Here is a 13,140-nt window from a genome sequence, read left to right on the forward strand (position 1 = left end):
CTTGATCATCTTTTCCATTTTTTTATATAAAAAAGTCAGCTAACTCTTATGAGTCAAGCTGACTTTTTTGGTGCCTATTTCCCGACAGCCCCTTTATTACCTTTAGTTTTGGATTTCCTCTAAAAATTTCTGTAAAGTAATTTTGCCCAGCCAATAATCATCTAATATTTTCTGAGTTTTTTCTAAGGCCTCCAGTTCTCTCTTTAAATCTTTAAAATCTCTGCTTATAACAGGTTTGCCCTTTTCCGCCGAAAGGTGTATAACTTTATTACAATAAGGACTTAGACCGTTATTGTCACTCCACTCCTTAATCAATGTTTTATCTGCTGGAATAAATCCATGGACTTTAGCTAATTCAAGGGAGTAGATAGGACCTATGGTTTGTAATGCTTCTATTACCCCTTTACTATGGTCTTCTCCTTTATAAGTCCTTTGACTAAAGGGTACTGCCGATACTTGTTTCATACCATATTGCTGACTATGATCTACAATATATGGGTAAGGCAAAAAAATTGTCTGGATTCTTTGGGTACTCCCTGCACCTTTAATTTTGTTTTGATCTAATGCTTCATTTCTTTTAATAGTTTCTGTAACTACCCAATGGGGAGCTCCTGCTAATATTGCCACTTTTCCTTTCCAGAAATCAGCTAACCATGATCTATTATAAACTATTAGTTCCTCTTTTTTTAACTTCTCTAGTTCATTAAACCAAGTTATCAAAGTATGGCCATACCAGTTCAGCTTATTATTTACCGTTATAGAAGTTATATCTCCTTGAACTAAAAGATTTCTAGTAAAATTACCTCTATAATCAAAAACATTTACTGGATATTTACCTAAATTGTCCACCTTCTTAATAAAATCAACAAATTCTTCCAAAGACCACCCTTCAATGGCAATCTGAATAATATCCTCAAACTCTTCCAATAACTCTAAATTACCTATTAACATATTGGGTATGGCAATTAAAGGATAGGCCAGATGTTTTTGATTATAAGCAACATAATCTATAGTTCCTGATAAAAACCTTTGCTGTAAATCGAGATATTTATTTACTGGTATTTGCATTTCTAGATCAATAAAAGGTGTTCCTAACCAATCTATTACTATATCAGCCATGTTTTTATTTTTTATTCCTTTTTCAATAGACTGAAGATATTCATCATAGCTTAATAATTTTATATCTAAATGGATATTAGGATATTGGCCTTTAAATTCATCAACTATCTTTTTCCAGACCTGGATTTGCTGTTCTTCGGAAATATACATATGGGGCTTTTTTAAATCCCAAATTTCAATTGTATAATTTTTTTGAGGATTGATCTCTACTTTAGGATTATAATTTCTCTTATCTAATCGATTAAGCTCATAATAGAAGTACCCGGAACCAAGTAAAACAATCACCAAAATTATTGAAATTCCAATAATTATCCATTTCTTGTTCATAATCATCACCTACCTCAACCTTAGAAGATAGAGAATATTTTCATCTACAATTCCTGTAGGAGGTAGGCCTAGATATTTTTGAAACTCTTTTACCTCATTCTCCATTTCTTCATTAAATCTACCATCCCCTAATTCTTGACAAAAACCAAATTCCCGCATCGCCCGTTGAACATAGACGACATCTTGACCCATCATCCTCCTTTTATATTCTGCTCTAAAGGTCGGTGGCCATCTATTTGAATATATAGATACAGGAGTACCTACTGGTACCCAAGAATAAAGCTTTTCCACATCTTTATTAAACAGCCTTATACAGCCACCACTTTGGGCATGACCGATAGCCCCAGGATTATTAGTACCGTGGATACCATAACCACCCCATGGTGCACTTAACCTCATCCATCGGGTACCAAAGGCATTATTCCCAGGCATCAAACTTTTATCTACAATTTTAAAATCTCCAACTGGTGAAGGGCTGTTAGGTTTACCTATGGTTATAGGGAAAGTAGCGTATTCTTCTCCATCATTTAATAAAGTTAAAAGTCTTTTATCAAGATCCACCACAATTTTCAATTCACCTTTAGGTGGATCTTTAGGAACAGTTTTGGTATATGTATCCCCTAAATATATAGCTTCATAAAACTGAGTATTTACAATACCATCAATGTTTAACCCCAACTCCCTTTGAATATTTTTAACTACTTGAACTATTTCACCTTGATAAACACCATCTATTTCTCCATGGTAATATCCCATTCTCTTTAACTGAATTTGTAGTTCCTCAACATCATCCCCTACCATTGGAGGATTCTGAGGTTGTAAATCTCTTGCATACTCCGAACACAAGTGAAGATCACCTTTTTTTTGTAAAGTATAAACAATACCAAACACTAAAGCTAATAAAGTCACAAATATAATAAAGTAAAAAAATAACTTACTTCTATTTAAAACTATAAACAATTTTCTCACCTCCAATTCTGTATAATGATATTCATCCAGTTAAAGTATAATTCCAGTTAATTTAGACAAAAAAAATGCATATTAAACCTTTAACCGTTTAATATGCATAGCTAAAAATTTTTAGTGAATTACTTCTTCTTTAGGCATATGAACAACTAAAACACCGTCTTCATAATATAACTGAATTCCATCTGCCCTAATCTTAGTTGTTATTGGTATTTCCCTATAAACTTTACCCATTTTCCTTTCTAAGATCCGAAACTCTTCACTCTGTTGATAAATCCCCTCAGCCTTCCGTTCTCCCCTGATAATAATACTATCATCACCTACCAAGACATCCATATCTTCTCTGTCAAAACCCGGCATATCTGCCAATAACCTTAAATAGTCCCTAGTTTCTACTAAATCTACTTCGGGTTCAAAGGCTGGAAGTAATTCTAAATTTTCTTCTGCCTTCACCTTTCTCCTTACAATAGCTTTTGACATGGACAAAACCTCCTAGACTAAATACAATATTTCACTTTTAGGAAACAGTTTTTCGATATTACTTCTAAAAAAACTTTCCACATCATCATAGATTTCCTTTGGATAGACATACTTAGTATATCCAAATTGTCCATATTTTAATTTCCTTTCCCCTTCATCAAGGGGAAGGGTTGTTTTAGGAAAAACTTCTAAAATATTGTTTTTAGCCCTAGTAGTAAACCGATGGGTTATTAACTCAAAGGTAAGTGATGGAACTTCCTCTAAATTTTTCTGTAAATTTTCTAATAAACTTAAATAATCCTGCTGCCAGTTAGGATATATTAAAATTGGAGCAATTATAAACCCCATAGGGTAACCACTCTTAGATACTAAATTCGCTCCTTTTATTCTAGCTGCTAAATTGGCTGTTCCCTTTTCATACTCTTTTATAACTTTTTCAGTATTTAAACTAAACCTAAAAGTAGTGTGATTATTATGCTCTAGATCTAATAAAGACTGAACATTGGCATATTTAGTGACGAATCGAAATCTTCCTTTAGGCTCTTTTGCAAAAAATTCGATGGTCCTTCTTAAGACACCAGTATAATCTTCAACTGGTAATGGATCAGATGTAGCTGCACCTTCAAAGACAGTAATTTCTTTTCTTTTATCTATATATTCCTTGGCTTTAGCTAAAATTTCTTCGATATTTACATAGACTTTAATTAAGGGTGTTTTCCCTAAGGTGGTCTGTAAATAACAGTACTCACATAATCCAGGGCAACTACTAACTAAAGGTAACTGATAATGGGCAGAGGGTTTACAAGTCTGAAATTGCAAAGTCTTTCTAACTGTAACAAATATAGTTTTTTTAGCTTCCTTATACTTTTGAGGTGCCCCTAAACCCCTTTGATTTACTAACCGAGGACTTTTAACCTTATCTACTTCTACCCCATCCATTTTTATAAATTTTTTATATAACTCTTGACCTAGGGGATAGTCTAAAGAATCAAGATCAAAATAAACCCTTTTAGGAACAAACATTTTTAATTACTCCTTTTTGGTAATAGTTTTACCATCCCCTAGTTTCATATACTTGTCAAATAGTGCTAAATTTTAGACCTCCTTAGCAAATTAGCATTAGTAACAACACTTATAGAACTGATAGCCATTGCCCCTTCAGCGATTACTGGATGTAATAATCCTAATATTGCCAAAGGTATGGCAACTGTGTTGTAGAAAAATGCCCAAAATAGATTTTGTTTAATTTTATTAAAGGTAGCTTTAGAAAGTTTAACTGCTGAAACTACTGCCGTTAAGTTCCCCCTAACTATTGTTATATCAGCTGCTTCGATGGCTATATCCGTTCCAGTACCAATGGCAATACCTACATCACTTTGGGTTAAAGCTGGAGCGTCATTTATTCCATCTCCTACCATAGCAACTTTAAAACCTTGACTTTGTAATTCTTTAATTTTCTCTACTTTACCCTCTGGCAATACATCAGCTAATACTTCAGTAATACCTACTTCTTTAGCTATAGCCTCTGCAGTTCTCCAGTTATCACCAGTTATCATATAGGTTTTAATACCCATTTTTTTCAGTTCACTTATCCCTTGAACTGAATCTTCCTTTAATGTATCGGCAACGGCAATAATTCCTAAAAGTTCACCTTCCGTTGCTACCATAATAACCGTTTTCCCTTGATTTTCTAAACTAACTATTTTGTCTTCATATTCCCCTATCTCCACTTTATTTTCCACCATCATTTTCCGATTTCCTGCCAAAACCACAGTATTATCGATATAACCTTTAACTCCTTTACCGGTAATACTGATGAAATTTTCCACAGATAGTGGGGAAATATTTCTCTTTTCACCGGCTTCTACAATGGCTTTAGCGATAGGGTGTTCTGAACTTTTCTCAACACTTAAAGCTAAAGTTAGTAAATGTTGTTCATCGGTGTTTATAGGAATAATATCCGTTACTTCCGGCTTTCCTTTAGTAATAGTACCTGTTTTATCAAAAACTATTATTTGGGCTTCTTTCATTAACTGAATAGCTTCACCTCTACGGATGAGAATGCCCTTTTCTGCACCTAATCCACTGCCAACCATTAATGCTGTAGGGGTAGCTAATCCTAAAGCACATGGACAAGCAATAACCAATACGGCAATGGTAGCGTATAAAGCTAACATTGGCCCTGATAGGTGGACATTTACCCAAGGTAAATAAGGTCCTACCTTTTCAATGGCTATCGCCATGTAATGGGGGAAAATAAGCCAAGATAAGAAAGTAAGGGTTGCTATTACTAAAACAGCAGGTACAAAATAACCCGTTACTTTATCGGCAAATTCCTGAATAGGTACCTTTGTACCTTGAGCTTCTTCTACCATTTTAATAACTTGGGCTAAAAAGGTATCTTTTCCTACTTTAGTTGCTTTAACATGAAGTACTCCTTGGAAATTAACTGTTGAACCAATTACTTCATCGTTTACCCTTTTGGTTACAGGCATTGATTCACCAGTAGCCATAGATTCATCTACAGAACTTTCCCCCCAAACTACAATACCATCGGTGGGAATTTTTTGACCTGGTTTTACCACCATAATATCACCGGGCTGAATTTCCTCAACTGCTACTTCTTTCTCTTCACCATCTACAAGCAAAATAGCGGTTTTAGCCCCTAATTCTAATAATTTCTTTATCGCTTGAGATGCTCTCCCTTTAGCCCTTGTTTCAATATATCTACCAGTTAAATGGAATGCCATAATCATACTAGCTACTCCAGCATAATTTTCCACTGGCAAGAAAAATACCATAATCCCTGTAATAAAAGCTGCTAAAGTACCAATGGCAATCAATGCATCCATATTAGCACTACCATGTTTCACAGAATTAAAAGCTGAAAGAAAAACATGGCCACCTACCCAAAACAACACAGGAAGGGCTAATAAGACCATCCCTAAATTAAAGGATAAAGATTGATGACCTCCATGGCCGCCAGTACCCATTACGATAAACATCCAAAGGGCAGCAGGTAATGTAAAGGCCCAAGCTAATACCATCCTTTTTTTAGCTAATTTTAGTTTAATTTCATCTTTATCTAATTCATCTTTTTTTTCATCATCTTTTATTTTCCCTTTATACCCTAATTTTTCAATTAACTTAAGGAAATCTCCTGTGCTTACTGTTTCTTTGTCGAAAATAATAGTAGCTTGATTAAGGGCTAAATTTACACTGGCCCTTTGCACTCCATCTACCTTATTAAGGGATTTTTCTACTTTATTAGAACATGCGGCACAATGCATACCTTCAATATCAATGGTTACTTTAGAAATATTATCAACAACATTGTAACCTAATTTTAGGATTTGGTTTTTAATCTCTTCAACACTAATCCTTTCATCATAAGTTATATAAGCTTTTTCGTTGGATAAATTCACCTGTGCCTGATGAATCCCATCGAGTTTTTTTAATGCTCTTTCTACTTTACTAGAACAAGCGGCACAATGCATACCTTCAATTTGTAAAATTATTTTTTTCTCCATACTTCTCCCTCCTACCCCTATGGGGTATAATGTCTTCCTTTTTAATTTAGCAAATATGTTAGCTTTCGTCAATAGTATTTGACATAAAAAAAAGATACATAAGTAAAATACTTAGTATCTCAGTTTGTAGACAAAGTCATTTTTTAAAGGCTGTGGTAATTAAACACTCTAACAAAGTCTCCATCGAGATTTAAGGCTTCTATCTAAAAGGAAGAAGGGTACCGCTCTAATTCGCCGTCCATGGCTCAATAGAGCTTTCGGAACGTCCTGTTCCTCACCCCTTCTTCCTTTTATCTAATCAGCTCTTAAATCTATCTCTTCGACTTAATCATATCTTTGTTTAATTACCACAGTTGATGATGACTTTGTCTATAGTTTGTCTTCAGTTTGAGATACATAAGTAAAATACTTAGTATCTAACATCATTAATTGATAGGGGTTCCATAATATAAATATGACCTGCTAGGGTTTCTAACCTTCTACCTTCTACTAATATTTGTACTTTTTCTATATTCTCTAATTCCGTTAATGTGTAGACAATAGATGCTAAAGTAGCCAATTCACCGGCGGATCCTCCAGGATGTTTTGTTTGAAATTCTTTTGAAAAATTGACAAAGGCTATACCTTCAACAATTTCAAAACTGATTAAGGTTACTTCTTTAGGAATAGTACGGAGTAAATCGGTACTTTTAGGTCCTGCCATTAACTCTTTAATTATTGAAGTTTCTAATTTATTATTTAGGGGTATTACCCGCTTTTCTGGTATCATTTGAGTATTATCCCTATTAGGAAAATAAAGGTTTACAGTAATATTTTCAACAGAAGGAGTTGGTTCTATTTTTATTAAAGAATTGTATTGAATCTTATCATTTAAGCTATCAAATGCTATCCAGATTAATATTAAAGTTGTTAAAACTACTAGTGAACCTACAAAAAAAACTGTTTTTATTTTAAACATTGCTAACTTCCTTTCAATGATGATGTATTACCTTTATTGTAACTTATAGTTTTTACAACTTTATTAAATCTATTTCCAACTAATATTTTCTTTTAATACCTTTGCCGGATTTCCCCCTGCTAATACACTACTGGGGAGATCCTTTGTTACAACAGAACCTGCAGCTATTACTGTATTACTACTGATTTTTACTCCTTTTAAGATAGTTGAATTACAGCCAATCCAAACATTATCCCCGATTTTAATTTGAGGGTCTTCTGTCTTTCTTCCTTCATAATACAATTGATGGAAATCACTATCGATAATACTAGTTCCCCAGGAAATAGCACAATTTTTCCCAATCTCCATAGTGGAACTACAGAAAATCTTTGCATCAGCGGTAATATATGTACCATTGTTCATTATCAGCTTTCCACCTCTAGCTACAACGATCTGTACACCAGGTCCAATTTTCACTCTTCCATTAATAATTAAAGTTCCACCATCATATATTAAGACATTAGCAGAGGAGCTAGATAGATTTGTTATATACCTTCCTCCCACAAAAAATTGTCCCCTTATAATCACTTTACTGCCCCTTTTTCTAACAAACCTACTCCGCCAATCCACCACTAATTGAAAGGGTTGAAAAATATTTAATCCGTATATGAGGCGAATAAAAAAACTGTAAATTAAATTAATCAAAATTACAGGATGATTTGATATCAATCTTAACTGTTTTTTCAACCTTTCTTTTTTGGATAGAACTTTACTTTCAAAAAGGTAGTCAGACATAATTATCCCTCCATTACTTAATGTATAATATATACATTAGTAATCAAATTATTAGGGATAATCAAAATTAATAGTTTAATCTAGGCAATTCAATAATAAATTCAGTACCTTCACCTAACTTACTATTGACTTCTATCTTTCCTTTATGGAGGTCTACAACCATTTTAACGATAGATAGTCCAATCCCAGTTCCCCCTGTTTTAGTGCTTCTATGTTTATCTACCCGATAAAAACGCTCAAAAATATGGGGTAAATCTTCTTCAGGGATTCCCTTACCATTATCTTTAACCTTTAATTTATAATAAGTTCCAGTACTTTCTAATGAGATGAGAATTAACCCTCCTTTAAAACTGTATTTAACTCCATTTTCTAAGAGATTTAAAATCATACTTTTTATTTTCTCTCTGTCCCCTAAAAACACACCCTTTTGAGAGTTGTCCATAAATTTTATATTTATCTCTTTTCCTTTTGCTATTGTTTTAATGGAATCAACGGCCTCTTCCACAACGTCTTTAAATACAAATTCCCTTTTCTTAAGGGGTAATGTCCTATCACTGATTTTATTGAGTTGAATAATATTATCAACTATTAATGTCATTCTATTAACTTCTGATACTATATCAGACAAAAATTCTCTATATACTTTTATATCTTCCTCATCTTCTAAAGATTGGGCTAAGGCTTTTATTGTAGCTAATGGTGTTTTTAAATCATGGGATATATCCCCTAAAAATTTTAACCTAGTTTCCTCTATCCTTTGTAATTGTTCCGCCATACTGTTAAAGGATTGTCCTAAAATCCCTATTTCATCTTTAGAGGTTATTTCTACCGGTGCAGTGAACTGTCCTCTTTGCATTTCTTTAGATACTTGAGTCAATTTCTCAATAGGTTTAACTAAATTATTAGCTAGTATTATTGATACAATGATGATAATAAGGCCACTTATTAACGAAATTGCTAAAATTGTAGTCTTTATATAACCAATAGCTGCCTTTATATCCTCGATAGCTGAGGATATAAAAACTGTACCAATTATTTCTCCACCTATAATAATAGGTACAGCACTATACATTACCCAACCACTTTGGGGTAAATTATATATTTCCCAGACACTTTTACCTTTAAGGGCATCTTCTATCTCCCGTTGTCTTAAAACTTTACCCTCTAAATTACTCTTTGAAAAGGAATCTACCAAAACCTTTCCTTCCACATCTGTACAGATAATTCGCATTTGAACAGCTGGTATGTAAAAATCTATGATCTCCTTTACTCTATGACTATCAAAATAACCAGTACTAATAGAGGTTGTAGCAATAATATTGGCGGTTTTAAACAAAGTAACCTGTCTTTGATTTAAATAATAATTTTCCATTGATTTACTAATTATTAAATTAGTTGCCGCCATGATTATAATTAAAATAATTACAAAAATCCCGGCAATTTTCCACTTAATACTAATAAACATCCCGTGTTCCTCCGAAGTAATAACCTACCCCCCACTTTGTCATTATGTATTTGGGGTCACTAGGGTTATCTTCAATTTTTTCCCTTATTCTCCTTACATGGACATCAACTGTTCTGACATCACCATAATATTCATATCCCCAGATTAAATCTAAGAGATTTTCTCTAGTATAAATTTTTCCAGGATGGGTTGCTAAAAGGGCTATAATATCAAACTCTTTTGCTGTTAATTCAATGTTTTTACCTCTATGTATTACTTTTCTATTGTTTAAGATTATTTTAAGATCTTTACATTCAATTTCATTTCCTAGTCCTTTACCGGTTCTCCGTAATACAGCTTTTATTCTAGCAATTAACTCCTTAGTGTTGAAGGGTTTAGTTAAGTAATCATCGGCTCCATACTCTAAGCCTAATATTTTATCAACATCATCTCCTTTAGCAGTTAACATTATTATTGGGACAGATGATTTTTCCCTTATTTTTTTACATAATGTCATCCCATCTATTTTAGGTAACATTAAGTCGAGAATGACTAAACTATAGGGATTAGCCTTAATCTTTTCTAAACCTTCTTCACCATCAAAGGCAGAATCCACTTCAAACCCTTCCTTCTTTAAACTATGGCTCAATCCCTTTACCAACAATTCTTCATCATCGATTATCAAAATTTTTTCTTTCATAAATATCCTCCTTTTTATTTCCAACAGGACATATATCTAAACATTTTTGACAGGCCCTCAATGAATATGGTGTACAGCGGGGGATAGAAACTCCCCTTTGGGAAATCGCCTTCCCTGGACAAACTTCAATACAAGCACCACATTTAAAACAATAATCGGGGACTTTACCTCTAAAGGGTTTAATAGGAGCGTTTGTATAAAAGGCTGAAAATAAGAGATTGCAACCATAATCTTTATGTAATATACTTCTATTAAGGCCCCTTTCTCCAATTCCTGCTATTCTAGCTAATCCCCGCAAATCTTCCTTGACACTGATGGGGCTAACTCCTTGACATCGATAATTATATCTTTCTAATAAAGAAAAAGATTGGGCAAACCCTTTTCGGAGTTTGTTAAATAATTGAAAATAACTGCCCGATACATCTACTAAATTTTGGGTATCCCTTAAACCTTTAGGAAGTATTACACCGGCAATGACATATTTGGTTCCATCGGATTTTTCACCAAAGGATACAACATCAATTGAATGTTCTTCAACGAGAATTTTTATAATGTAATCATTATACATATTCATTACCATCACCTTTTTTATATTTGTGATGATAGTTTATAACAAAACTATAAAATATATAAATATTATTCTTTTTAAAAGTTTCTTTTCCTGCTTACAAAGGGAAAAGAAAAAAGGGGGAGATTTTGTGCTTAAAATTATTGGTTTTGTCTTTTTAGGTTATGGTTTAGGATTAATAGTAAAGGAAAGATTTAGTAATATAAATCAAAAAGCCCTCAGTTTTTGGCTATTAGCCCTTTTATTTGCCATGGGTATTTCCATAACTACCGATCCCGACGTTATCAATAACCTAAAAACATTGGGATTTTCTGCCCTAATTTTAGCTACTTTTGCTGTTATAGGGAGTATTCTCGGCCTGTTAATCCTTAATCCACTATTTAATAGGACCTTTATAGAAGGTGCTACAGAAAAACAGTCAGGGGAAAGTACAAATTCCTTTCTATATTTTGTCGTCCTTGCTTTAATATTGGGGAGTTTAAGTGGACTATTTTTCCCTTCAACTATAACTTCCCTTTTAGAAGAATTAGTAATTTATTTCCTCTACCTCTTACTATTTTCTGTAGGATATGACCTATATTGTAACCGTCATCTTTTAGCCTTTGTCAAAAAAATGGGTTTTAAAATCCTCCTTATTCCTTTGTTAGTTATCATTGGAAGCTTGGTATTTACACTCCCCCTATTTTTATTACTGCCCTTTAATTTTGGTGAAGTAGGTGCCGTTGTTTCTGGATTTGGTTGGTATAGTTTATCTTCAATAATAATTGGAAGTACATATAGCCCTTCCTTAGGAATAGTAGCCCTTTTATGTAATGTCTTCCGAGAAATAATCGCCTTTATAATCACACCATTATTGCCGAAACTTTTTCCTTCTTTAACTGTTATTGCCCCGGCAGGTGCCACTGCTATGGATACTTTGCTTCCTTTGATCACTAAATCAGGAGGCTCGGAATATACGGTACCAGCCTTAGTTTCTGGTATAATAATCTCAACTAGTGTATATTTTTTAGTACCATTGTTTATACAAATAGCTCACTTCCTTTAAAGGATAATAAAAGATAGAAAGGATGGGTAAATTTGGGTTTAAGGTTTAGAAAAAGTATTTCATTAGGAAAAGGGGTTCGACTAATCTTTAGTAAAAGTGGCATTGGTGTTAGTGCAGGGGTAAAAGGTTACAGGGTAGGGGTAGGTCCTAGGGGAATAAGAAAAACCGTTTCCATCCCCGGAACTGGTATTTCCTATGTAGAAGAAAAATCTTTTAAAAGTTTAGGAAGGGAAAAGAAATCAACAAATATTCCAATAGGAAATGTTCCGGCAGCAAATTCTCCAGTAGATAATATACCCCTTAGAACTCCCAAGGGATATGGTTGGCTTTGGGGAATAATCCTAGGTTTTATCTTACTTTTCTCTATACCATTATTTGGTGTTCCCCTCTTACTAATATCTTGTTTCTACTTCTACAAAGCTTTAAAGGGCCCAGCTAATCAAATGATCAATGAATACAATAAAGGGGTTAATCAACTAAAAGGGGGAAACTTAAGTTTTGCAGAAAAACATTTTTTAAATGTAATTAACTACAATCCTAATGATACCCTTACTTTAGTTTTCTTAACTTTTATCTATTATAGCAAAGGGGATTATCAAAAGGTTGTAGCAAATCATCCTAAAATCATTGAATATATACCTGAAGATCCAGAATTAACGTATATCCTTGCCCAAAGTTATTTTCAGATAGGGAATTATGATCAAGCAATCCCTTTACTACAACAAATTAATTCTTACGATGGGTTAAAAGATGAAGTTAATATATTATTAGGACGGTGTTTTTTAAAAAAAGGTTTATTTGAAATAGCTGTGGAACAGTTTAAAAAAGGTCCTGTGCTAAAAAGGACCATGACCCCTGAAGTAATGGAAGCTAAATATTGGTTAGGTGTTGCTTACTATAAATTAGGGGATAAGAAAAAAGCTTTAACTCAACTACAAAGGGTTTATGCTGAAGATGTTAATTACAAAGATGTAGAAAAATATATAGAAAATTTAATTTAAAAAATTTACCAAACTAAAAATTTTAAAAGGGGAAAACCTAAGAAAAAGGAGGTTTTCACCTATGATTGAAGTAACAAAACAAGCTATTGAAGGCTAAAAAAGGCAATTATCGCTGAAGGAAAAAACATCGAAAATATTTATTTAAGGCTTTATATGGCTATGGGTTGAGGTGGTCCACAACTACAACTTGCTCTGGAAGAGCAACCTAAATCAGATGATACTTTGTTT

12 protein-coding genes are annotated in these 13,140 nt (G+C 33.3%); 2 read left to right on the forward strand and 10 right to left on the reverse strand.

Annotation, left to right across the window (positions count from 1 at the left end; translation table 11 throughout):
* Positions 1–102: 102 nt before the first annotated feature.
* The 10 genes from BMX60_RS06015 to BMX60_RS06060 form a co-directional block, all read right to left on the reverse strand.
* A complete protein-coding gene (locus BMX60_RS06015; RefSeq protein WP_091350328.1) occupies positions 103–1,446 on the reverse strand; it encodes an ABC transporter substrate-binding protein in 1,344 nt (447 codons plus the stop codon).
* Positions 1,447–1,455: 9 nt separating this feature from the next.
* Positions 1,456–2,406 (reverse strand): peptidoglycan-binding protein, encoded by a 951-nt coding sequence (locus BMX60_RS06020; protein WP_091350331.1) that lies wholly within the window; start codon positions 2,404–2,406, stop codon positions 1,456–1,458.
* A 120-nt stretch (positions 2,407–2,526) separates the two neighbouring features.
* Positions 2,527–2,892, reverse strand: a complete 366-nt coding sequence (locus tag BMX60_RS06025) for an Hsp20/alpha crystallin family protein (protein WP_091350333.1) — start codon at positions 2,890–2,892, stop codon at positions 2,527–2,529.
* A 12-nt stretch (positions 2,893–2,904) separates the two neighbouring features.
* Positions 2,905–3,915 (reverse strand): spore photoproduct lyase, encoded by a 1,011-nt coding sequence (splB, locus tag BMX60_RS06030; protein WP_091350335.1) that lies wholly within the window; start codon positions 3,913–3,915, stop codon positions 2,905–2,907.
* Between the two features lie 65 nt (positions 3,916–3,980).
* The gene (locus tag BMX60_RS06035) at positions 3,981–6,422 is read right to left on the reverse strand and encodes a heavy metal translocating P-type ATPase (RefSeq protein WP_091350337.1); all 2,442 of its coding nucleotides are present in this window, start codon (positions 6,420–6,422) and stop codon (positions 3,981–3,983) included.
* A gap of 409 nt (positions 6,423–6,831) precedes the next feature.
* Positions 6,832–7,380 carry a GerMN domain-containing protein gene (locus BMX60_RS06040; RefSeq protein WP_091350340.1) on the reverse strand — a complete coding sequence of 183 codons (549 nt, stop codon included), beginning with the start codon at positions 7,378–7,380 and terminating at the stop codon, positions 6,832–6,834.
* A 69-nt stretch (positions 7,381–7,449) separates the two neighbouring features.
* Positions 7,450–8,154, reverse strand: a complete 705-nt coding sequence (locus tag BMX60_RS12290; protein ID WP_091350342.1) for an acyltransferase — start codon at positions 8,152–8,154, stop codon at positions 7,450–7,452.
* A gap of 67 nt (positions 8,155–8,221) precedes the next feature.
* A complete protein-coding gene (locus BMX60_RS06050; protein WP_091350345.1) occupies positions 8,222–9,619 on the reverse strand; it encodes a HAMP domain-containing sensor histidine kinase in 1,398 nt (465 codons plus the stop codon).
* Positions 9,609–10,298, reverse strand: coding sequence for a response regulator transcription factor (locus tag BMX60_RS06055; protein ID WP_091350347.1), 690 nt, complete (start codon positions 10,296–10,298; stop codon positions 9,609–9,611). The genes BMX60_RS06050 and BMX60_RS06055 overlap by 11 nt, the downstream gene beginning before the upstream one ends.
* The gene (locus BMX60_RS06060) at positions 10,270–10,866 is read right to left on the reverse strand and encodes a 4Fe-4S binding protein (RefSeq protein ID WP_207648398.1); all 597 of its coding nucleotides are present in this window, start codon (positions 10,864–10,866) and stop codon (positions 10,270–10,272) included. Before BMX60_RS06060 ends, BMX60_RS06055 begins: the two co-directional genes overlap by 29 nt.
* 130 nt (positions 10,867–10,996) lie before the next feature.
* On the opposite strand from BMX60_RS06060, the gene BMX60_RS06065 reads away from it, so the two are divergent.
* Positions 10,997–11,911 (forward strand): LysO family transporter, encoded by a 915-nt coding sequence (locus BMX60_RS06065; RefSeq protein ID WP_177159719.1) that lies wholly within the window; start codon positions 10,997–10,999, stop codon positions 11,909–11,911.
* 32 nt (positions 11,912–11,943) lie between these two features.
* Positions 11,944–12,912 carry a DUF4236 domain-containing protein gene (locus tag BMX60_RS06070; protein ID WP_091350354.1) on the forward strand — a complete coding sequence of 323 codons (969 nt, stop codon included), beginning with the start codon at positions 11,944–11,946 and terminating at the stop codon, positions 12,910–12,912.
* Positions 12,913–13,140 lie beyond the last annotated feature (228 nt).

Origin of the sequence: Anaerobranca gottschalkii DSM 13577, assembly GCF_900111575.1 — a bacterium.
Classification (GTDB): domain Bacteria; phylum Bacillota; class Proteinivoracia; order Proteinivoracales; family Proteinivoracaceae; genus Anaerobranca; species Anaerobranca gottschalkii.

Excerpts from the sequence above, each read along its gene's own strand:
- BMX60_RS06015 (WP_091350328.1), bottom strand. The coding sequence starts at position 1,446 with ATGAACAAGAAATGGATAATTATTGGAATTTCAATAATTTTGGTGATT.
- BMX60_RS06025 (WP_091350333.1), bottom strand. The coding sequence starts at position 2,892 with ATGTCAAAAGCTATTGTAAGGAGAAAGGTGAAGGCAGAAGAAAATTTA.
- splB (WP_091350335.1), bottom strand. The coding sequence starts at position 3,915 with ATGTTTGTTCCTAAAAGGGTTTATTTTGATCTTGATTCTTTAGACTAT.
- BMX60_RS06035 (WP_091350337.1), bottom strand. The coding sequence starts at position 6,422 with ATGGAGAAAAAAATAATTTTACAAATTGAAGGTATGCATTGTGCCGCT.
- BMX60_RS06040 (WP_091350340.1), bottom strand. The coding sequence starts at position 7,380 with ATGTTTAAAATAAAAACAGTTTTTTTTGTAGGTTCACTAGTAGTTTTA.
- BMX60_RS12290 (WP_091350342.1), bottom strand. The coding sequence starts at position 8,154 with ATGTCTGACTACCTTTTTGAAAGTAAAGTTCTATCCAAAAAAGAAAGG.
- BMX60_RS06050 (WP_091350345.1), bottom strand. The coding sequence starts at position 9,619 with ATGTTTATTAGTATTAAGTGGAAAATTGCCGGGATTTTTGTAATTATT.
- BMX60_RS06055 (WP_091350347.1), bottom strand. The coding sequence starts at position 10,298 with ATGAAAGAAAAAATTTTGATAATCGATGATGAAGAATTGTTGGTAAAG.
- BMX60_RS06060 (WP_207648398.1), bottom strand. The coding sequence starts at position 10,866 with ATGTATAATGATTACATTATAAAAATTCTCGTTGAAGAACATTCAATT.